The following is a 23379-nucleotide window of genomic DNA, read 5'->3' as shown; positions in this document are numbered from 1 at the left end:
TGTACCCACGCCAAACATGCACCTATGGGTCTTTACGCAACCAAATAGGGTGTTTTGCTTATGCTATAACGCAAATACGCCAGCACGAGAAGTACTGTGCTATGTAATTTGGTATAGTCATTTAAAGGTTAATTGAGTAGACTGCTAACGATTTTAAACGACTTTAGTCTTTTATCGGGTGCTAAAACCATGTCCACCGAATCCTGGGTTACAGCCCTCGAGGTTGCTCAACACTTAGGCGTCGCCAAAGATACTGTCTACCGCTGGCGCGAACGCAAAGGCCTGCCCGCGCATAAAATCGGTCGCCTTTGGAAGTTTCAGCTATCCGAGGTGGATGAATGGGTGCGTGCTGGTGGGGCAGATGAAGAGCAGAATGGCAAGCAAGGAGTGCAGTAGCGAATGAGCAAAACCGAAGCACAAACCCGGTCAGAACTTATCGACCAACAGTTGGCGCTCGCAGGCTGGAACGTCAAAGACCCAACCCAAGTTGTTGAAGAGTTCGATATCGTTACTGCATTGCCGGAAGGCATTGCTGAACCACGCATTAAATACGAAGGACATCAGTTCAGTGACTACGTACTGTTAGGAAAAGACGGCAAACCACTGGCGGTAGTCGAAGCCAAAAAGACCGCAAAAGATGCAGCCATTGGCCGTGAACAAGCCAAACAATATTGCTACAACATCCAAATACAACTGGGTGGTGAACTGCCGTTTTGCTTTTACACCAATGGCCACGTTCTTTACTTCTGGGACCTTGAAAACGCTCCGCCACGCAAAGTGGTTGGATTTCCCACGCGTGATGATCTGGAGCGTTTTGCATATATCCGCCGTAATCGCAAGCCACTCACGCAAGAATTCATCAACACTTCCATTGCCGGGCGTGATTACCAAATACGCGCCATTCGTTCAGTATTGGAAGGTATTGAGCAAAAAAAGCGAGATTTCCTATTGGTAATGGCAACCGGTACTGGAAAAACCCGCACCTGCATCGCCCATACCGATGCGCTGATGCGTGCGGGCCACGCCGAAAAAGTCTTGTTTCTGGTAGATCGTATTGCCTTGCGTGAACAAGCACTGGCCGCCTTTAAAGAGCATATGCCCAACGAGCCGCGCTGGCCCAATGTGGGGGAAAAGCTAATATCGAAAGACCGTCGGGTTTATGTGGCAACATACCCTACCATGCTTAATATTATTCGAGATGAAACGCAGCACCTGTCACCGCATTTTTTCGATTTTATCGTGGTCGATGAAAGCCACCGCTCCATCTATAACACTTTTGGTGAAGTGCTCGATTATTTTAAAACCATCACCATGGGTTTGACGGCCACACCGACCGACATTATCGACCACAACACCTTTGAGCTGTTTCACTGCGAAGATGGTATCCCCACCTTTGCCTACACCTACGAAGAAGCTGTTAACAACGTGCCGCCCTACCTCTGCAATTTCCAGGTGATGAAAATTCAGACCAAGTTCCAAATGGAAGGCATTAGCAAGCGCACTATTTCATTAGAAGACCAGAAAAAACTGATCCTGCAAGGCAAAGAAGTCGAAGACATCAACTTCGAAGGCACCCAGCTGGAAAAACAGGTGGTCAACAAGGGCACCAATACCCTTATCGTGCGCGAATTTATGGAAGAAGCCATTAAAGACGCCAACGGCGTTTTGCCCGGTAAAACCATCTTCTTCTGCGCCACCAAAGCTCACGCCCGCCGTATGGAAGAAATCTTCGATAAGCTCTATCCCCAATACAACGGCGAGCTGGCCAAGGTACTGGTATCGGATGACCCACGTGTTTACGGCAAAGGCGGCCTGCTCGACCAGTTTACCAATAACGATATGCCGCGCATTGCCATCAGTGTGGATATGTTAGATACCGGTATCGACGTGCGCGAAATTGTAAACCTTGTATTCGCCAAGCCCGTGTACTCCTACACCAAATTCTGGCAGATGGTTGGCCGTGGTACACGTTTGCTAGAAGCCAATAAATCTAAACCCTGGTGTTTAGAAAAAGACGTGTTTTTGATTCTCGACTGCTGGGATAACTTCGAATATTTCAAGCTCAATCCCAAAGGCAAAGAGCTCAAACCGCAGTTGCCTCTACCTGTTAAATTAGTAGGCTTGCGCCTAGATAAAATCGAAGCTGCGAATGACACTGGCAATGCTGATATCGCAGCGCGAGAAGTGATAAAGTTGCGTGTACAAATTGCTGCTTTGCCAAAAAACTCTGTGGTCATTAAAGAGGCTACCGCAAGTCTTTCCCGGCTTGACGATGAGAATTTTTGGCTCACGCTCAATCACGATAAGCTCGAATTTCTGCGAGCCGAAATAAAACCACTGTTTCGCACCGTTTCTGAAGGCGACTTCAAAGCCATGCGCTTCGAGCGCGATGTGCTGGAACATTCGCTGGCATTGATAAAGGAAGAAAAAGAACAGGCCGAAACCATTAAAGAAGGCATTGTCGAGCAAATCAGCGAGCTGCCCCTCTCTGTACCTTTTGTCAAAATCGAAGAAGAACTGATTCGCGCCGCACAAACGCCACTGTATTGGAGCAATGCAGACGAAGACCGTTTTGACGAGATGGTGGTCAAGCTCGGCCCGTTAATGAAATTCCGCGAGCAAAACACCGGGCAAGAGCTAACTCATCTTGATTTAGCTGACGAATTGCACGAAAAAGAATGGGTGGAGTTTGGCCCGCAAAATGAAGCGGTTAGTGTAACCCGTTACCGAGAAATGGTCGAAAGCCTGATCGCCGAACTTACGGACCATAACCCCATACTGCAAAAGATCAAAAACGGCGAAGCGGTAAACAGCGACGAAGCCCAACAACTGGTCGAATTGCTACACGAAGAGCACCCACACATTACCGAAAACCTTTTGCGTCAGGTGTATAAAAACCGCAAGGCGCGTTTTATTCAGTTCATTCGCCATATTCTGGGTATCGAAGTGTTAAAAAGCTTCCCCGACGAAGTCAGTGCTGCGTTTGACCAGTTTATTCGAGCACATACCACTCTCAACAGCCGTCAGCTGGAATTTTTAAACCTGCTGAAAAACTTTATCATCGAGCGCGAAAAGGTCGAGAAGAAAGATTTAATCAACGCCCCGTTTACGGTCATTCACCCGCAGGGCATACGCGGGGTGTTCAGCCCCGCCGAAATCAACGAAATTCTGCTGCTAGCTCAAACGCTGGCTGCTTAAAAAGGTAAATCATGTTACAGAACAACCCCGAACTCAAAAGCAAAATCGATCAGCTGTGGAATAAATTCTGGAGCGGCGGTATCAGTAACCCGCTTACTGCTATCGAGCAAATAACTTACCTGCTGTTTATGAAGCGTCTCGATGAACTGGATTTAAAACGCCAAGCTGATGCGGAATGGACAGAAGAAGCCTACACCTCAAAATTCGAAGGCCAATGGATTCCACCGGAATACCGCAACCAAGATAAGCCAAAACAATATGCCATTGAAAAACGAACGCTGCGCTGGAGCGAATTCAAATGTATGCAAGCCGAAGAAATGCTTCAGCACGTGCAAGGTAAAGTCTTTCCGTTTTTAAAAGATTTGAATGGCGCTGAAAGCAACTTTACCCACCATATGAAAAATGCTGTGTTTATTATCCCTAAACCGGCCTTATTGGTAGAGGCAGTGAAAACCATCGACGAAATCTTTGCCGTGATGGAGCGCGACTCGCAAGAAAAAGGCCAGGCCTTTCAGGATATACAAGGTGATGTCTATGAGTACCTTCTGTCGGAAATCGCTACCGCCGGTAAAAACGGCCAATTCCGTACCCCGCGCCATATCATTAAACTGCTGGCGGATTTAGTGCAGCCACAACTGGGCCACAAAATTGCCGACCCCGCCTGTGGTTCTGGCGGCTTCTTACTGGGGGCTTATCAATACATTGTCACTGAGCTGGCAAAAAAATCGGGTAAAAAAGATTTAAAACCCGATGAAGATGGTTTTTTACGTACATCCGTTGCTTCAACCCTGACTAACAAGGCGCAAGCAATTTTAAGCGCTTCTTTGTGGGGATACGACATCGATAGCACCATGGTGCGCTTAGGCCTAATGAACCTGATGATGCACGGCATTGAAGAGCCGAATATCGATTACAAAGATACTCTCAGCAAAAGTTACACTCAGGAAGCCGAATACGACATCATCATGGCCAACCCTCCTTTTACCGGCAGCATTGATAAAGGAGACATCAACGAAGATCTTCAACTATCTACCACTAAATCCGAGTTGCTGTTTGTCGAAAACATTTACCGTCTGCTGAAAAAGGGCGGCACCGCTGGCGTAATTGTGCCGCAAGGTGTGTTATTTGGCTCGGGTAAAGCCTTTAAGGATTTGCGCAAAATATTGGTAGAGCGTTGCGATTTAAAAGGTGTAATCACCCTGCCCAGCGGTGTGTTCAAACCCTATGCTGGAGTCAGTACGGCGATATTATTGTTTACCAAAGTCTGGGGTCCAAAAGAGAAAGTTGATAAACCCGCTACCGAAAAAGTCTGGTTTTATGAAATGGCCGCCGATGGTTATTCGTTGGACGATAAACGCAGTAAACTGGAGAGCTATGGCGACCTGCAAGATATTGTCGAAAAATATCACGCCCGCGATGTGCTAAAAGAAAGCAGCGATAGAACCGCCAAATATTTTAGTGTGCCACGCAGTGAAATCGAAGCAGAAAGCTATGATCTTTCGCTAAGCCGCTACAAAGAAGATGTATTTGAAGAAGTGCATTATGACGCACCCAGCGTGATTTTGGATCGCCTGATTCAGGCAGAAGTGGGTGATATGGATGAAGCGGACCTAGCCAATGTGCAAAGTGGTATTGTGCGTGAGTTGTTAGAACTGAAGGGGGTGGTGGGATGATTTCCAAACCACTCGCAAAAATAGCAAAAGTTATAGCAGGCCAATCACCCGCCTCAACAACATATAACTCAGTCGGCCAAGGATTACCATTTTTTCAAGGAAAAGCGGATTTTCAGGATATGTATCCGAAAGTCCGTATGTGGTGTACAAGTGATAAGCGCAAAATAGCAGAGTCTGGCGACATACTTATTTCCGTTCGAGCACCAGTTGGTGCTGTAAATATCTGTAATCAGAAATCAATAATTGGGCGAGGCCTTTCCGCTATTCGGCCTTTGCCAGAACTCGATAGATTATTTCTTTATTACTTCCTTAAAGCTAACGAGGAAAGAATTGATGCGCTTGGTACTGGCTCAACTTTCAAAGCAATAACTCAAGATACTTTAAAGAAAATTGAGATACCGCTTCCCCCACTCAACGACCAAATCCGTATTGCCCATCTGCTCGGAAAAGTGGAAGGGCTGATCGCCCAGCGCAAACAACACCTGCAACAACTCGACGACCTGCTCAAAAGCCAGTTTTTAGAGATGTTTGGCGATCTTGCAAGGAATGACATGGGGTGGCAGTATGCAAAACTGGATGGATACATTACTCATCTTACAAGTGGTGGGCGTGGCTGGGCAAAATATTATTCAGATTCAGGAAAAAGATTTATTCGTTCCCTAGATGTTCAGATGAACCATATTGGTAAAGATGATATTGCTTATGTGAATCCTCCTTCTAATGCAGAAGCTGACAGAACAAGGGTTCAGAGTGGAGACGTGCTATTGACCATTACAGGTTCAAAAATTGGCAGGGTATGCTTTGTTCCAGAAAACTTTGAGGAAGCATACATAAGCCAGCATGTATCAATAATTAGAACCAAAGGTATTAATCCTGTTTTCCTATCTTTTTACCTGTCAGCTGAGCACTCCGGTCAAAGACAGATTAAAAAACAGCAGTATGGGCAAGCGAAGCCCGGCCTAAACCTAACTCAGATTAGAAATTTTCAGGTACCTTTGGTAGACATAAGCATTCAAAATCTTTTCGCCGTAATTTTCGAAAGAATCGAAGCGATAAAAGATCGCTATCAGCAAAGCCTTACCGATTTGGAATCACTCTACGGCGCAATTAGCCAACAAGCCTTTAAAGGCGAGTTGGATTTATCGCAAGTGGCTTTATCTGATGTTAGGGACGACGCCGAAGTTGCCAACTACTCTGAACAGGTCGAAATAACGGAGGCAGAAGATGTTTCCATCAACTTTCCTGATACCGAATACCTGTTAGACGCGCTAACTGATATGTCACTGCGCGAACGTTTACTGAATGAGTGGCTGGAAAGTTATTACCAGCAAATAGGTAGAGCTGAATTTTCGACAGATAAATTTTTAGCCACCGCTCAAACCCGTATTGCTGAATTGCACCCTGATAATGATTTTGAGTTAGGCACTGGCGATTACGATGTAGTAAAAAAATGGGTATTCGACGCATTAGCTTCTAAAAAGCTATCTCAGAACCTTGATGAAGCAAACAACCGCCTTCGATTGACTACGGGAAAGTCTGCATGAAACTTGTGCGTCTGAAAATCAATGATCCGAGAGGTTTTCGTAGCCTGCCATCTGGCTTTGAGCACCACTTTCGTAGTAAACAGACCTTGCAAGAGGAGCTGGCCAATACCAACAGCTTTGCACCATTTGTCTGCGCTGGGCCCAATGGCAGTGGTAAATCAAATTTGCTGGAGGTGTTGGCTGCGATTTTTTATCAATTGGAAATTCAGCGTGTAAGGCGCAGTTTTTTACCCGAAGCACTGCAAGGTGATGAACAGTATCTTTCACCCACCGCCTTTGAATTGGATTACCTGATTCGTGTGCCTAAAGAATACCGCCGACCAGACAGTCCGGAATGGGCCAAGGTTAGCGTTTGGAAAGAAGCGGATGAAACGGTTCGGTTTACGTGGGAGAACCAGGGCGAATTCGATACCAACATTAATGAAGTCTTCGGCAGTGGCTATGCTGATATTATTCTGCCGCAATATATACTGGGTTATTCCTCTGGCGAAAATGAGATTTTAAGTCTGCCATTTTTTAAAATGCGTTTTATCCAGTTTGATGAGTACTGGAATGCGCTGATACAACAGTTGTCTTACCCCGGCTACCCTGAAACCCGCATGGCGTATATGGATAACAGTTTTAGCCAAGCCATTTTACTATGTAATTTGTTGTTTCAGGACGATGATACCCTGCAACCCTTTGGCGAGGATGTGGGCATTGAAGCACTAAAGGAGTTTCGCATTATTCTGCGCCGCAGGATAGAATTAACGGCCGAACAGTTTGAGGCCTTTGCGTTAGAAAATGAAAAATCGGTTGACGCCGTTACTAAGCGCAATGGGGCTCTCAGCTCCTTCTATGATGAAGAAGAGCAAAGAGAGCGTTACTACTTAAACCTTTTGTATAACATTGATAAAACAGAAGGTTCGAATGAAAAAATAGACCCAATATTAGAGCGCTTAAGACGTTGTGCCACATTGAACTATGAAGACGATTCCGACGATACCCTAATACTTGATTATTGGGTAAACGACGCCACCAAACAGGCTTTTCGAGAAAACTTCAGCAATGATCCACTTACATTGTTTCAAGCCTTTCAGGTGCTACTGGCCCTTAATCTCTACACCGTTAATGACAAACTGAAAGCTGATTTGTATCAGAGCAGCAGCCACTATGTGAGCGAAACAGTACCGACTCTGGCTTCAGACGAGCGCATTATGCGTTTTAAAAATTTCTACTTCACAAAGCAAGGCGTCGATCAGCCAATGCTTCTTAAAGAACTTTCGGACGGCGAGCACCAATTGCTGCACAGCCTTGGTCTGTGCTTGTTGTTCCGAAATACCAATAGCCTGTTTTTGCTGGATGAACCCGAAACTCACTTTAATCCCGACTGGCGCGCCAATTTTATCAGCCGCTTACGCCAGTGTTTCCTGAAGGATGGCAACGCTAGCCAGGAAATGCTAATCACCACCCACTCCCCGTTTTTAATCTCCGACAGCCAGCAGGACAAGGTGCTGGTCTTTGACAAGGATAAAGTCATGCGCAAAGTTAGTATCCAAAAGCCGGAATACAATACGCTGGGTGCATCAATTAATTTGATCACTATGGAAACGTTCAACAAACAGGAAACGATTGGCGCCTACGCAAAAGACATTCTCAAACACTTGCTATCCAGCGAGTTTAAGGAAACTGAACCGCATAAGTTAGCAAAATTGATTATTGATACTCTTGGTGACTCGATTGAGCGCTCAATAGCCATTCAAGAAGTATTAGCAAGAGGTGAGCAAACCAACCACTCTAATAAGGGCGATTAATGTTATTTCCTTATATTCAATTACCTCACAAAATGCGCTACATGCATGGTTTTATAGCTTATATTTTTGCTAGAGTTTGGTGTCGAGCGGGTACGGTCGAATACAGTCTGGATCTATTCAATGGCATGCCCAAATTGTATGTAATAATGGAAGAGCTAGACCGCCAAGACAAAGCTGGCAAAGAAGATGGTGCAGGCGCATTTTTCTACAAATACGTGAATGGTATTTTCAATGAATTTAAAGCATTGCAGCCGCCTGAATTAAAAGCACTAAAAAAACAGTTTTTAGCAAATAACAACATCCAAGCCTTATGTGAAGGGCTCACTAACCCTGTTCGTTATTCTTCTGCTGCTCAAACTGAACTTGATAAAAAAATTCAGAATTTTTTCTCTAAGCTATATAGCTGCGGATTTTTTAACTTGAAACTTGTTAGGGATGCAATAGGGGCTAATTTGCATGACCATTATAATGATTTTGCAAAAGAAAATGATCTGCCTTGTTGCCCGTTCTGTGGATTGCAGCCGATGGATAACGAGTACGACCCTACGCGAGAAGCATACGATCACTATTTACCTTCAAGTGTTTACCCATTTAATTCCGTAAACTTAAAAAACCTCGCTCCTTCATGCTACAAATGTAACTCGCAAAATAAAGGTGCTAAAGATCCCTTATTAGATGATGCCGGTAATCCAAGAAGGGCGTTTTTCCCGTATTCAAAAAGTAGATATGATATAGAAATATCACTTCAGTTTTTGTCGCACTCACGACTTCCGCAGCAAGCCACTGAAGTTGTGGTTGATATTGAATGCTTAGGTTACGAGGAAGAACTTGAAACTTGGAATCACCTTTATAAAATTAAAAAGCGGCTATCGGCAAAGTGCTGCTCAAATGCGACAAGAACAGCTTGGATGAACCGAATAAAAATAGAATGCCAGAACTATAAACGCACACCTGAAGAAGCTTTGGAAGCAGAACTAATTGCCTGTAACGAATCACCTTGGGTAGAAGCTGCGTTCTTGAAATCAGCTTATCTTCGGGAAGCTGATAGAAAGGGGTTGTTGCGAGTTGAACCGACTCAAGCGTAAGGCTTGTTTGAGACTGTACTAGAACAACAGGCTAGGCTGAAGACATAAGCTCCTTGGCCACACTCTCCAACACTTCAACGACTAATTATATGGTCAAAATACCATCGGCTTTGTTTAACCTCTGTATGTGAACAAATTGATCGCAAGCGATCTCAACTGGCTTTTTTGCTGCTTTTATGAGCTATTAAAAAGTTTTTTAAAAAAATTTTCAGCCAATTTTGACTATGTCTTAAAAATAGCGGTTTAGCTTGCGTTGAAATGTTTCAGTTTTTAAAGCATCAAAATACCTCACAACAAAATCATTGTTTCCATTTTTATATCAAAAACTTATTTTCCGCCAAAAATATTCTGTTGATTTAATTCAATGTTTACCCTCTAAAATTTGATGTTTTTTGTGATGCGAAAATACAACAAAACTGTTGTTTTATCAGTTGTTTATGTGAATTTCGGGTAGTTGATCAAAGTTTGATCTATGTGCAAAATATTGAGACCCAAGTAATCAATTGCAGGATGCATATGAAATTAAGAGAGGTCATTGCTACACCGAAAGAAATGGAAAAGTTAAATCGGTGGAAGCGTGATATTCAGAATTTAACAGCGGGAAGTTATCGACCCTATTTAACCGTTCGTGCAGTAAATCAGATTGGCCGTCGGCACTGGATATATTGCAATGTACAAAGGCGTCAGGCGCACTTATTAAGTGACGGCGAAAAACGTATGTATAAAAAGCTTATTTATACACCAGGTACACTGCGTGTTTTTGAGCAGTATGCCCTTAACCTGGATGAAAGTTTAGATATCGCCGTGGCTGCTAACCTTATTCATCCGCGCAACTGGGAAACTTGTGAGGCCTATGTTATGACAACGGACTTTCTGGTGCAGTCACGAGACCCAGAAAGTCCAAGCCGTATCATTACCACTGCGTATAGCTTTAAGTACGCCTCTCAAATCTTTGTGGTGGATGAGGAGGGCAATATACTGGAAACTGATACAGATGAACCTAATTCACAACCAAAACCAGTTCGAAAAAATGCCCGTTCATGGCAGAAGTTTGAGATAGAAAAGCGTTACTGGGAAAGTAGAAACGTTAATTATCGTATTGTCACCGATTTGGACGCAACAAAGGAAGAAGTGTGGAATATTGAGTTTTGTGAACCCGCTGCTCGTTTAAATTTTCCTGCGGATATTGTTCAGTCCTTTGTCGTCAGTTTCTGTCGTTCATGGCAAAAGCATTTCATTAAGTCTTTGGAGTTCCATCTACGTTCTGTGCAGCGTGACTTACAGTGTTCTGAAAAAGAGTCAATTCAGTTATTTCAATACTCTATATTGAAGCACTTTCTGCCAATAAAGCATACCAGTTGCTTTCAGTTTCATCGCCCAGTGGAGTTATCGCTATGATGCTTCGAAGAGGAATGCGCTTAACCAATGAAAATGTAGAAAAAGACTTGTTTGTTTGCCACGTCAGTCGTTGCCGTCGCTTTGCTGCCTTACTCGATTTACATGGTTTTGACCCTAAAGGTAATCTTTCTAAGCCTGAACCATGGCGAGCAGAAGACGTTGCAGTTCATGTCGTTCGTCATAAATTGAAGGTAGATAGCTTTGAGTATCCGACAGTCATGACACGCAGCGATGAGTGGATCCGCGAAGACATGAAAAAGGAAAACTGGCTGAAAAAACGTGACTATAGATTCAATAGAATTAAAACGTTAATTGAGCCCGATACGATTGATCAGTATTTGTACGGCAAAGGTTTGGGTGCTGAGGTAAAAGCACTACTTAGAAATGAACGAGGCTATCGAGAGAAAGCTTCATTTTATTGTGACCTTAATCGTTATATTATTTTTGGATGTACCAAAAACTCATTGTTGCCATTTGGGTTGGCGCAATGTGGGTCAAACTATCGTCATGTTAAAGATTTATCTGACAAACAGATTAAGCGGGGTCCAAACGGGAAGAATGGCAAGCTGAAGATTCTCTCTGAAGCCCGCTGTATAAATGAAGTCGATAAAGAAAATATCAGAAAAACAGTTGCATATATCAAAGCCAAAAAAGTTAACTTTTCTGTGTCGTATGCATATGAGCTTTATCACGCCACTTACGAACGTTACATAGTGGAGAAGAAAACTCGTGCTGGATATCGACGCATGCAAAAACCGTTTCCTGAGCACGAACGAATTTCCGATGGTATGTTCAGGTATCATTTTGACCAAATAATCAGCAAGGTTGACCTACTTCGGATAAAGCATGGCAATGTTAATTTTGCGAAGGATTTTGAAGACAAACAGGGGGAGGCTACTGATGGCGTATTAGGCGCAACGTATCGTTACGAGATTGATGCTACGATTCTGAATGTTTATTTACGATATCCGTTTGATACAACAGGTAGATATACCGTTGGCCGGCCTGTCTTATATTTGGTGGTAGATGTCCATTCAACCATGATTGTAGGAATGTACTTGGGGTTAAGCGGTCCAAACTGGCAAGGGGTATATCAAGCACTGGCAAACGCGTGCACCAATAAAGTAGCGTTTGCCAAACGCTTTGGTGTTCACCTTGATGAAGGGGAATGGGCTGCTGAACATGTGCCTATTCAGATTGCGATTGATAATGGCCCTGAATACAAAGATTCATTTCTAGGACGGTTGTTAGATGCCAGGATTGGTATTGAAGATGTTGGTTTGATGGCAGTTTATCGAGGTGATGCTAAAGGCGTCGTGGAGCGGAAATTTGATACCGTCGACAATGATGTAATTAAATACCTTGAAGGTGCAGTGCCAACGCAGCCCAAACGAGAAGATTCCCACGCTTCAAACAACGCACTTTATGATTATGATTCATTGGTGGCTATTCTAATTGCCGAGATTTGCTACCACAACAATTCAGCAGACCGTCTAAAAAAGCTCGGCTTTCAAGGGGTTGTAGATGGCGTTGGGATCACTCCCAACTCTATTTTTAAGAGTAGTCTAGCGGAAATGGAGAAGCTTGAGAAACTCAATCAAAAAGTTGATGAAGCCAAAATTCGCTGGGCACTTCTGCCAGAAGAGCGTGCAAGTGTGCATTCTGATGCCGTCTATTTTAAAGGAGTTCCCTATGTACATCCCTATTTCAAATCCAGCGGAAGTTATTCCAAAGCTAGGCACCATGGGGCATTCAATATCATTGTTAAACACATGTATGACAACATCAACGAGCTACTCCATGAAGCAGATGATGGCCGGATAATTAAGTTAACGCTAAAGAACATTAACAATGCAAATGTATTGGCAGGGCACCACTGGGAGTTCGCTGTAAATCATTTAGAAGAACGCAAGGTTATTCGTCACAAGCACAAACAGGTTGTACTGGAGGAGAAAGCCAAGCGAGATACTAGAATAGATGCTGTTACCGAGCAGCAAGAAGCAGAGCGATCGTTAGCACCTAAAAGTAAACGCAAGTCTATGCAGCCGGGCGTCAAAGCCAATCAACAAATTCAAGAGCAGGTTATACGAATTAAAAACCAGCAACAACTGGATGAAGTTTTTGACATCGATTCTTCTGAGGAGTTGGTTTGTCACACGTCAATGGACGATCTTGACGATGAGTTATACGGAGATTAATGGAGTAATCTTATGAAAATAAAAGCAAATTATCGAAAACACCCACTTGAAAGTTTAAATGGAAACCCTCTTATTGAGGCTATCGAGTTAATCCTTACCGAAAGCATGCTTATTGATAAACTGACACATAAACCCAACTTTGACGACTGTTTTTGGGAAGTCGGAGAACTGTTTCAGCAAGTATTACTGAAGCGTATGGATAGTATTCATATTCCGTCTAGGTATGTGTTTAGTTTGTACAACAAGTTTATGAGTCTGATTTTGGATGGCTATTCAAAATACAGCCCTATGTCGCCTGAAACCACGAAGTTACTGATGAGCGAAGCTCAGTCAATTAGGCAAGATACGTCATTGAGCCAAAGAAGCATTGACCGTACCACGGCGCCAAGTGTTTTAGTGCATGGCCACAGCGGTGCAGGTAAAACCAAGACGATACGTAGTGTGCTAAATGTAATACCACAGGTAATTGAACACCATGAGTATGAAGAGAAGCCCTTTCGACAGGACCAATTAGTTTGGGTCTCATTTGATTTGCCTTCAACACCATCAACGAAAGGGTTGGCTCTCAACTTCTTTTCTGCTGTTGATGATGCTTTAGGAACTGATTACTACGAGCAGTGGAAAGATAAGTCGCACGTTTCAGTAGAACGTCATCTGGGACAAATGCGCATAATTGCGCTTACCCATCACTTAGGTTTGGTTCATATCGATGAGTTACAATTTCTGTTGAAGTACAGAAAATACAAGGAGGCACCATCGTTTACCACTATTGAGGCGCTTTTTAACAAGCTAGGTATTCCTCTCGTTTTGTCTTCCACTACGTCAGGACGAAATATATTTTTGTCAGATTCTCAACGTCCTGACTTTACTACAACTCGCAGATTACTAACTGATCGCGAGTATCAGATTTCTTTGTGCAAAGTGGATAGCCCATTTTATCAATCCTTCTTTGAAGCACTATTTCCTGCGGAACTTTGTACCGGAGGGATCCAGCCAGGTAAGCAATTTAAAGAATTGTTTCATTACTTAACTTGTGGGCTTCCTGCGATGATGACTCGGTTAGCGTCTTTGCACCACGATACAATCGCACAACTAATCAATAAGAACCCTGAAAAAGCGACTTCATACCGTACAGACGATGAAACACGTCTTAAGATGGTCTACGAGAATCAGTTCAAATTGATTTCGCGTGCGCTAGCAAACTTGAGAGCTGGAAACATTCCTGAATTTGAAGGTGAGATTGATAAAGCAGATACAAAAACCCCCGCACTAAGTGACAATGAGGTAAAACAGTTGGCCGCAGCAAAGCGAGAAAAAATGAAAAAGGCATTGCCAACATTAGTGCCCGATCCGCTTGGTATTCCTCCAGTTCAATCCAGTCAATCTGGTGAAGATACACATGTTCAAAAGGGAGGTAATTAGCATGATTAAATCAATCTCCTTCATGCCAGTCCCATTTGATGGTGAGCATTTTATGGGGGTAATGTCACGCAAGGCAATCCTACTAGATAGCACCGACCCTAAGGCAATGTTTGAGCGCATGCTTACGGAAGTTGGCTCTTTGAGTAATCAACGCATCTATCATCCGCTAATTGATGTTGCGGCTAATGCTTATGAGGGGAGTATTAGCCGAGAACAGTTGCTAAGAAAACATTCATTGTTTCCGTACTACTCATCCACGATGCATTTTCATGGCGTAGACAAAATAATCAACAAACGGATCCGAAAAGGAGGGCTTTGGAAACGCTGTGAATTTATTGAGCAAGTGCCTTCCATGCCAGCTCCATCATATAAGTCATTATCATTCACTTCGGCTTGGCGGTGGTGTCCTGTGTGTGCTATTGAAGATGAGCAACGAGTAGGTACTTCTTACTGGCATGTTGAACATCAGTTGCCATCGATGCTGACGTGCTCAAAGCATAACTGTGAGTTGATTGAAAATTGTAATAGATGTGGATATTCGAATACAGATATAAGAGTGACGGCGACGCCACCAACTAATAATACATGCCCTAAGTGTGGGGGTGTTCATGAGGCTAGTTACCCTCGGTTAAATGAGCACATAGCGTGGGTGCAGCAAGCTAGTATGAGTTTACTAAACTCTCCAGGTGCTCTTGCCAAGCCACACTTTGAATATGTAATGAAGCGAGGCATTCAAAATGCCTTTATAAGCTTCATTGAGGGAAGAACACAAAAGCAGGTGTTTTTGGCAGCAGCACTTCAGCAAGACTTTGAAAGCTGGTTCTTTGAGCATGGCTTTGAGCGTTTTTTCCATGAGTCTGAGGCTGTCATCAAATACAAAACGTTAAGTCTTGAAAAGGCGTTACGAAATGTAAATGGATGGCACCCATTGTTTGTATTGATGTGGCTGCGCTTTTTGGCGGTAGAATGGCCTTCGTTAGAAATTGCAGCTTAGTCGCATTGCTACCAAACGAGACTATTTATAGTTGGCTCGCCAGAGCTGGGCTAATAAGTGGTTTGGCTACGGATCATGATTTTTTGCTGGCTAGATTGGGATACACTGGTCAGCAATTAACATCAATATTCCCACCTTTTATTGTTCCTGTTTCAGAAAGTGTAGGCTTGGACATTGACGAATTAATCGCAAAAAACACAGCTTTGCCATTTTTTAAGCCTTTTATACAAAGTGACATTTTTCAAAATGCATGCGCTAATTTACGTGAGGGATCATGCATTGATGCGTACAGTCAATTCTCATTACTGGCTAATCGAATACCAGAACCGACAGTGCTGTGTTATTGCCCGCAGTGTGTCGCCCAAGATATCAAAAATGTTGGTGTGGCGTATTGGCACGTTGTCCATCAATTACCATGGATCAGTTACTGCCCAATTCATTTAATAAAGCTAGAACACATCAAGCGTGAAAGAAAATTGCTCGTACTGCCACCTCAGGAAATCAGTGGCGGTAGAGATTTCATACATGCAAGTGTAAAGCAGGCAAGACTTGCTCAAGATGCATTTTCACTTTGGTCTTTGAGTTTAGAAGCCTTTGAACCAGTTACTTTGAGGAAGGTATATTTACACGGTTTAAATACTAATAATTTGGTATGTCAGCATGGTTCTGTTAAGCAAGCAAAGTGGCAAGACAGTCTGAAAAATTATTGGTTGAATGAATTGCCGAGAGAACTCGTTAACGCGATTTTTGTGGGTAGTATAAGTAAAAGCTACCCAACAAACCTGATTTACCAACCAGATGCACAATTCCACCCCTTAAAACATTTGCTAGTCATACAACATCTGTTCGGTAGTCTGTCAGCTTTCTTAACCTGTTACTCGAATGTCCAAGAGCTACAGATTAGGCCGCATTATGTCGCTTGTGAGGCTATTGAACGTGTTAGTCCTGAAAAAACGGATTTACTCATAAAGCAGTTAAGAAATGGTATGAGCATGAGACAAGCCGCAAAAAGGGCAAACGTTAGCGTGGGATATGCAAAATCAGTAGCAATACAAAATAACATACAGATTGAGCGAAGAGCTCAGTTTCTATTTGCGACGGAGCGTGCGCAAATCGTTTCCAGACTAAAGACCGGTGAGCCTACAGCTTCCATTGCTCTAAAGATGGAATGTTCACAAGGTGCAATAGAGCAGATTCTGACTCAGTATCCTGAAATAAAAGAAATGCGTATTCAAATACGATTTAAAAAACAACGCGATACACATCGTTCAGCAGTGAAAGCTTGTTTGGACAGCTTAGAATTACCAACTCGTGGGAAAGTACAAAAGCTTCAGCGAAGCGCTTATACCTGGCTTTTTAAACATGACAAGGAATGGCTTTATAAGGCGCTGCCTGATGCTATACCAAGAATTAACAGGCACCAAGGGTATTAGGATGAAACCTTATTTAAAGATCGCCGGCAAACTAGGCATAGAAATAAATTACCAAAGGTCAAATCGAGCATGACTGAAATTGAATATACACGAGAAGGGCTCAATGCACTTAGAGCCGAACATCAGCATTTACTAATAGTTGATATTGAGCATACCTGTGATTCTGAAAATACGATACCCGTTACTGAAAGAGAGGTAATCGAGCTGGGGGCTGTCATTCTTTGTTGCAAAACCCTCAAGGTAAAGGATGTGTTTTCAAGTTTAATTAAACCAGTAAAATATCCTAAGTTGACAAAGTTTTGCACCACTCTGACAGGGATTAAGCAGGAAGATATTGAGCATGCTGATTTATTTCCAACTGTTTTTAATCGATTTTTGGTATGGCTACAGGACTATCCAGATTTTTTATTTTGCTCTTGGGGAGCGTACGATCGCGTTCAGTTGGAACTAGATTGTAAGCGGCACTTCATTCCCGAATTTCATTGCGAACAAGAGCTCAATATTAAAAAGGCATTCGCAAAAATAATGAAAATAAAGCCTCGGGTTGGATTAAAGAGAGCTATGGACTGGCTAAAACTGGCAAGTGATGGTAAGCACCACAGAGCGTTAAGTGATGCGAAAAATGCAGCAAAAATTTTGAATTTGTTATTGCAGCCAGAGCTTTGTGAGACGAACTCGAAAAATATAAGGCTAGATGTCGATGCACTAGTTGAAGGGAAAGTGCATATCAAAGAGCTGAGTTCTGCTGGCTTTGTTAATGTTTCAAGTGAAAAGAAAGCACTGCATCCAGCACACTATTTCAAAGAACTTTTTTTACCTAGGCTTAAAGCCAGCGGACTAAGTAGCGAGGACATAATTGAACACTTAGACATGTCTGAGGAACAGTATTGTGACTTTCTGAATGAGAAAGTGGTTATCACAAATAACTTTGCTAAGAAGCTAGAGGCTTTAACGGGAATGCGTGTTGAATTTTGGTTGCGAGCTCAAAGTAAATTTCATGATTGACTTTAATGTATGGTAAAACCTTTGGGGACTTCAATTAGCCAAAGTTAGTTGGCATTTTTCATTTATAGCACCTCCCCTCTTATTGATGAGGCTGTTACGAACGAAAAGTGGGCGAAGCGCCAGTATGAAATGTTTGCAAGAGAGGTTGCATGGATAAAAGTTTCACGGACTACATTAATAAAATAAATGACTTAGCGGAAGGGAATGAACAAATAAAATCATTGTTGCTGGATATATTTTATCGGAATGTTCCAAATAATATTAATGTAGAAACCAAAAAAATACTAAATCAGATTCACTTTCCCTTGAAACGTAAAGAAGAGTGGCAATGCGGTCATGAAAATTGTGGGGGCGAGTCATGTTACTCTCATGAGATATCAGAGAATGTGTTTCTCAAGCATCTGGCAGATCAAGATTCAAAATTAATGATTCTTGAGGAAGATATATCAGGGAATACGTTTTTTTACGCCGAAAAGAAAGTGCATAAAAGGAATGCAAGCAATTTCCCTGGGTATTGTTTAGAACATGATTCAAAGTTATTTAAAGATATAGAAAATCGTATGCCATCTTTAAATGAATATTTCGTAAATAAGCAGTGTCTTCGATCAATACGTAGAAAGATTTTTGATCTCAAACTTCAGGCCAGAGGGGTAGATAAATTTTTGAAGGACATTGAGGATGATTTGCTCTGTTCTCCTTTGATAAAGGAATATGTTGTTGAGCCTCTTGATTTTAAGAAAAGCATCCTTTTAGAGAGGGTCAAAATTCTGAGAAATGTATATGATAAGGTGTACTCAGGCATTATTAGACAGGATTACTTAGTTAAATATAGAGAGTTAGGCCAACCTAAGTTAGGTTATTGTTTCTCAGAGGTTTTTGATTGCACTATTGATACAGATCCCGAAGAGTGTTTACTAATTTTCCTCAAGCTCGATTTTGCTATGGACTCAAAAGCTTTTATATGTTGGATTGATAATGAAACGTCCAAGCAGATTGCAATGGATATGGCTGATGATTACGAAACTCATTTCACAGACCTCATGTATGATAAAAAGAAGAAGTTAATTTTTTCATCAAAATTTATAAAACAGATGGATAGTGATCTAAAGAACATATTTTTACGAGACCCTGATCTATATAAACTAACTGTGTTTGAACGGAGCCTTTTAACTAGAGAATTTTTTTGAAATAGAGATATGGATTTAAGTTCCCCTATTTGATTGAGTTGTTGTGGGCTAGTGATTTTGGCCACTTACTCATATGAGAACCTTTCTCTCCTCTCAACAAGTTTAACAATTTTTTAGTTGGAAGCTCACGGTTGCAAACTTTATTTAAATAGCACATACCAATTTTGGTCGGGGCTGCTTACTAGTTGCATTTTTTATTTGAAAAACGCCCAACCTAAGTAATTGAGTTACAATACCTGCTAGTTGCAAACTTTATTCATGATCTACAAGGGATTTGATAACTGGTAATGAAGTTTGTGACAGTTTTAATGAAGTCTGTGACAGGTAATTAAGATTGTGACAATCTAGCTAGTTGAACTCTAAAAAGGCGAACCAAATGGTTCGCCTTTTTGTTACTCATTTATGTATCATTCCAAGCTTCAAAATCTATAAGAAAACTTATTCGATTACTGACGAGTGGTTAGTTTTGATAACTTAGTTCCTTTTATCTTTCCGAGCCAAAAATCTTTTATTCCGACAATGAGAACTATCTTAGGTGCGCACTGTTTAAGATTTTTTGACCATGATGACCTGTCTTGTTGAGATGGTTGAGGGTAGTCTTCGGGGTGTGTATGCCACTCTCCGACATAATTAACTGTTCCCCCAGACAGGTGGAAACAATCATCGACTTTTTGTTGGTGGTGTTTGCCTCGTCTATCGACTAAGTTTCTCTGTCTAAGATCCCCTAATCCAGGCTCTGATAGATCAGTAATAACTATATGCTTGCCCCTTTTTTCACCAAGCAGTACACCTGCTGCTTCATTATCTTGTATCTTACCTTGTTTATACCTATCTAAAACGGTTAAAACATGTTCAGTGATTACAACAAGATGCCCATTGCCATCTTGATACGTGAGCTCTCTTTCAAATTTCACTGCATACCACGCATTGCTTTTGAGGCTGTAGTATTTTTCTTTTTCCGGTACGATAACGAGGATCTAAAATAAACTCACTGTAAGTCCATGGTGTTATGGTATTAAGCGTATTAAGTACAGCTTCTAATGCCATAGCAGCGGAAATCTGGCTAACTCCAGCATCATAAATTGTATAAGTGCTTCCACAGCTAACTTTTTTTTCTTTAGACAAATCTAGGTCTTTAAATCGGGTGTCAAAATGGTCTTGATGGATACTCTTATCAACAGTCATACAACCATAACAGCTAATGTTTTCATCAACTAAAACCTTAGCTGCTCTACCATTACCATCATTGAACACATGAATAATGGTAGGTCGTTTGGCTGACATCTGACGAACTATAAATGCTAGTCTCTTTGAAACAGGAGGGCGACCGGTTGCATCAATAACAATATCGTATTTTCTAAGCATTCCTTCACTGATAGTAAAGTTACTATCAAATCCAGAAATATTGTTAGCTAAGTGCGTTGAGTTCTTAAGCTTTGCTGCTAAAGCTGAGGCTTTATTTCTTCCAAAGTCTGATATAGAAAGTGTATGTCGTGAAAAGTTATGAGGTTTTAGTGAATCTCTATCGTAGAGATGTAGGCATTTTGGCCCTAAGCCTGCGCCATTTCGAACTAGCAACTCTGATAGATACCCTCCTATTGTACCGCATCCAATTAGAGCAATACTCTTAAAGCTTAACTTAGATTCTCTCTTTTGATTTCGGCTTAATATGGTGGATTGATCTGCTCTAGTAATTGATAACCGAGCAAACTTAGAGCAAAAGCCTTTTCTAGATAAAATTCCAATCAGATTTTGGAAAGAACTTTTTTTCCTTTTTCTTCGAGTTTTTCGAGAATTAAATTGGCACTCAATATTATTAATATCTATCTCTAGATAAAGAGAAACAGGATCTTGCTTCTCAATGTCAAGCAGAACAATATTTCTTTTTGATTTTGAATTAGATAGGCATCGAACAAGATGATCTCTAGCGCTAACATCAACTAGTTCAAGCCAAGATAATACCTCTTTAAGATCTTGAGGTGGCCAATCTACACCGGACAAACGATTTGGACGAACCCAAATATAATGAGTTTTTATTAAGGGACTTTCAGGTCGAACCAACTCTAAGCTTCTTTGAGTTAGCCAGCTTTGGAGGTATTTGTTATTCCTTAAGTCATGCTCTTTTTTGTCAACTTCTACGGTAATATACTCATTTGGTCGCGGCTTTTCTTTATTTGACGTTTTTGCTAAAACGGATGCGTAAGTGGAGTGTCGTCGAAGTCAGGGTGGGATTCCACTTTGCTTATAGATTAACCAAAGAGTAACTCCGTCCTAAAATCACCGTTCCAAGCTGCTCCTCTTCGTTTCGCTGCTAAACTGTCTTTTTTACCTTGATGTTGCCTAATTATGTTTAAGCATACTCTGTTGAACAAAGCGATGTGTGCCGCCCCGTCTGGGTCTGCTACCTTTAATTTATCTTCTTTGAAAACAACATCTAACACCCAGTGAAGTCGATTCTCTATGTGCCAATGTTTGCGTATTACTTTTGCCACTAACTCTGGCTCTACCGCCAATGAACTGACATAGAAGTGGGAGGTATAACTGGTTTTGTCGCCTAATTTACGACCTCTTGCAACCTCAATCACCGTTTTGACATGAGGCCATTTCTCTTTGAGTTTCTGCGGTAATTTAATCGGTAGTTGCATAACTAGACGACTTTCACCTCGGCCATGAGCATTTCCATTGCTTTGTGTTTCTTCGTGTGGGCCCATGCTGTCATAGTGAGCTGTAAAGTGCTCAGCGATAGCATTGTGTAAATTACGCTGATTGGCTTTGACTTGGATAATAAAGTCGCCCTTATTCTTTACTATCATCTCCAACGTTTTCGTTTGGCAATGCAGAGCATCAAGCGTCACAATGCAACCTTTACACGCTAATATGTCGATGATATCACGGGCAATTTGACCTTCTTGACCCTTATTTTGCGCAGCTTGTTGATACAAGGCTAGGCCATTATCAACATCAAATGCACTAACCACATTTAGCGCATTGTACACATTGTCTTTCCAACAACCTCGAAGCACTTTTCCATCAATCGCAATGTGTGGCTTTTGAGCTTCTTCACGACGAGAATTAATCCAATCTAGCAGAGCCTTAAGCAAAGCATCGGTATTTAAAGCTTTGATTATGTTTGCAATGCAGTGACGTTTGGGTATGCCATGTTCAAAAGGACGATGCTGCCTTAACCAATCCAGTTGCAACTCACCAAACTCTTGAATTGATTTCCATCCATCAGCGCCACTAAGCACGGCACTCAAAGTTAAAAACAAGACGTCGACAAGATTATGTTTGATATTAACATCGGTTCTAGGATCTTCAATCCACTCTAAATGTGTGATGATGCTCATTGTAACGACCTAAAAAATTGCGATGCGCAATCAGATCATAAAACCCCAATACTCGTCAATTTAAAGTTCGATCCCGCCCTGAGTGAGCTGGTGGAGTACAGAGGAAAGGAGCTTTCAACTGTGAGGTTAAAAACAAAAACGCTATAAGCATTGAGTTAGGTTATGCCTGAACACTAATAAAGTAAAATACGATAACTTTGGCGTAAAATCTATTTCGCGGGCAACGTTAAGTAAAATCAAAGAGCACGACCTGATTCCAATTATCTTCAAATAATAAAAGAAAATCTAACCTACTAACTCAGCCATTACATCAATTAGCATTTTAGTGGAATTGATGTGTTTTGCGATAGGTGCCAATACCATTGGGTTATGTACCCATCGGAATCATTCATTACCCATATTCATAACTCCTGCAACATCAAATGACCAATCTTGGTTTTCTTCTCATTTCGAAGAAATGAGGTATGCCGACGCTATGCGTCGAAAATTCCGGTGGCTGTTAAATCATATGCACTCTTCAGGTGTTAAAAGAATAAAACCATTGCCTAAACCATGTTCATCATAAAAGCGTTTTACTTCATCTACTATTTGAATGTTGTCAATAAAGAAAGTTGATAACCCATTCTTTTTTAAATCAATATCAATTAGTTGCACATCATTGTCATTAACTATCAATCTTTTTTCTTCTTCTATGGACATTACATAATGGGTAAGACCGAGAATACTAGATAGCTCTTCATCATTTCTTCGAGAATCATGAATCGTTAATTTAAAATTTATTAAACTGCCATAGGTTTGTTCTATTTTCTCTATGATTCCGGAAAAAATCCCGCTACCTTCACACATTAATGAACCAAAATAATGTTCAACTCTGTCGTAAGGTTTGTTTATCGCAACATTGAGCTGAGGGATTCTAGGGTTCTCCTTGCTTATAATGTAATCATGAATTAAACCGACCACATTTAACGGGTTATATATAGAAATTGTTACATAATCGTCTTTTTCTAAACTATTTAAAAGGTAAAAAACGACGTTTTTCCATTCCTTATTAAACCTTAAAAAGTGGCTTAAGTTTTTCTTGAATATCTCAAAGTCCTCAAGG

Annotated in this window: 17 protein-coding genes; 13 read left to right on the top strand and 4 right to left on the bottom strand. The window is 41.6% G+C overall.

All coding sequences use genetic code 11. The features are described from left to right. The first annotated feature begins 189 nt into the window (after positions 1-189). From B1L02_RS13095 to B1L02_RS13035, 13 genes are all read left to right on the top strand, one after another. Positions 190-396: a helix-turn-helix domain-containing protein gene (locus B1L02_RS13095; RefSeq protein WP_088531382.1), complete on the top strand. Its 207-nt coding sequence runs from the start codon at positions 190-192 to the stop codon at positions 394-396. Between the two features lie 3 nt (positions 397-399). Beyond that, a complete protein-coding gene (locus B1L02_RS13090; RefSeq protein ID WP_088531381.1) occupies positions 400-3198 on the top strand; it encodes a DEAD/DEAH box helicase family protein in 2799 nt (932 codons plus the stop codon). 11 nt (positions 3199-3209) lie between these two features. Continuing rightward, the gene (locus B1L02_RS13085; RefSeq protein ID WP_088531380.1) at positions 3210-4871 is read left to right on the top strand and encodes a type I restriction-modification system subunit M; all 1662 of its coding nucleotides are present in this window, start codon (positions 3210-3212) and stop codon (positions 4869-4871) included. Beyond that, complete coding sequence (locus B1L02_RS13080; protein ID WP_088531379.1) at positions 4868-6415, top strand: restriction endonuclease subunit S; 1548 nt, start codon at positions 4868-4870, stop codon at positions 6413-6415. Before B1L02_RS13085 ends, B1L02_RS13080 begins: the two co-directional genes overlap by 4 nt. Then, positions 6412-8208 carry a restriction system-associated AAA family ATPase gene (locus B1L02_RS13075; protein WP_088531378.1) on the top strand — a complete coding sequence of 599 codons (1797 nt, stop codon included), beginning with the start codon at positions 6412-6414 and terminating at the stop codon, positions 8206-8208. Before B1L02_RS13080 ends, B1L02_RS13075 begins: the two co-directional genes overlap by 4 nt. Continuing rightward, a complete protein-coding gene (locus B1L02_RS13070; RefSeq protein WP_088531377.1) occupies positions 8208-9293 on the top strand; it encodes a hypothetical protein in 1086 nt (361 codons plus the stop codon). Before B1L02_RS13075 ends, B1L02_RS13070 begins: the two co-directional genes overlap by 1 nt. A gap of 516 nt (positions 9294-9809) precedes the next feature. After that, on the top strand, positions 9810-10691 hold the full coding sequence (locus tag B1L02_RS13065) for a TnsA endonuclease N-terminal domain-containing protein (RefSeq protein WP_157757242.1): 882 nt from the start codon (positions 9810-9812) through the stop codon (positions 10689-10691). Continuing rightward, positions 10688-12889 carry a DDE-type integrase/transposase/recombinase gene (locus tag B1L02_RS13060; protein WP_088531375.1) on the top strand — a complete coding sequence of 734 codons (2202 nt, stop codon included), beginning with the start codon at positions 10688-10690 and terminating at the stop codon, positions 12887-12889. The genes B1L02_RS13065 and B1L02_RS13060 overlap by 4 nt, the downstream gene beginning before the upstream one ends. Before the next feature lie 12 nt (positions 12890-12901). Beyond that, the gene (locus B1L02_RS13055; RefSeq protein ID WP_088531374.1) at positions 12902-14311 is read left to right on the top strand and encodes an AAA family ATPase; all 1410 of its coding nucleotides are present in this window, start codon (positions 12902-12904) and stop codon (positions 14309-14311) included. Between the two features lies 1 nt (position 14312). Next, complete coding sequence (locus B1L02_RS13050; protein WP_157757241.1) at positions 14313-15305, top strand: TniQ family protein; 993 nt, start codon at positions 14313-14315, stop codon at positions 15303-15305. After that, positions 15230-16738, top strand: coding sequence for a TnsD family Tn7-like transposition protein (locus B1L02_RS13045; RefSeq protein WP_088531372.1), 1509 nt, complete (start codon positions 15230-15232; stop codon positions 16736-16738). Before B1L02_RS13050 ends, B1L02_RS13045 begins: the two co-directional genes overlap by 76 nt. Before the next feature lie 69 nt (positions 16739-16807). Beyond that, positions 16808-17743, top strand: coding sequence for an exonuclease domain-containing protein (locus B1L02_RS13040; RefSeq protein WP_088531371.1), 936 nt, complete (start codon positions 16808-16810; stop codon positions 17741-17743). A 149-nt stretch (positions 17744-17892) separates the two neighbouring features. Beyond that, the gene (locus B1L02_RS13035) at positions 17893-18930 is read left to right on the top strand and encodes a hypothetical protein (RefSeq protein ID WP_088531370.1); all 1038 of its coding nucleotides are present in this window, start codon (positions 17893-17895) and stop codon (positions 18928-18930) included. 446 nt (positions 18931-19376) lie between these two features. On the opposite strand, the gene B1L02_RS13030 is transcribed toward B1L02_RS13035, so the two are convergent. The 4 genes from B1L02_RS13030 to B1L02_RS13015 all read right to left on the bottom strand — a co-directional run bounded on the left by B1L02_RS13030 (position 19377) and on the right by B1L02_RS13015 (position 23237). Then, positions 19377-19844, bottom strand: coding sequence for a Mov34/MPN/PAD-1 family protein (locus B1L02_RS13030; RefSeq protein ID WP_088531369.1), 468 nt, complete (start codon positions 19842-19844; stop codon positions 19377-19379). Further along, positions 19834-20991, bottom strand: coding sequence for a ThiF family adenylyltransferase (locus B1L02_RS13025; protein ID WP_197696988.1), 1158 nt, complete (start codon positions 20989-20991; stop codon positions 19834-19836). Before B1L02_RS13025 ends, B1L02_RS13030 begins: the two co-directional genes overlap by 11 nt. A 188-nt stretch (positions 20992-21179) precedes the next feature. Continuing rightward, a complete protein-coding gene (locus B1L02_RS13020; protein WP_088531367.1) occupies positions 21180-22277 on the bottom strand; it encodes an ISAs1 family transposase in 1098 nt (365 codons plus the stop codon). A gap of 504 nt (positions 22278-22781) precedes the next feature. Beyond that, positions 22782-23237, bottom strand: coding sequence for a hypothetical protein (locus tag B1L02_RS13015; protein ID WP_223192008.1), 456 nt, complete (start codon positions 23235-23237; stop codon positions 22782-22784). Between the last annotated feature and the right edge of the window lie 142 nt (positions 23238-23379).

This window comes from Pseudoalteromonas piscicida, assembly GCF_002208135.1.
GTDB classification, from domain to species: Bacteria; Pseudomonadota; Gammaproteobacteria; order Enterobacterales; family Alteromonadaceae; genus Pseudoalteromonas; species Pseudoalteromonas piscicida_A.
This window is presented reverse-complemented; position numbering and strand designations above follow the sequence as displayed.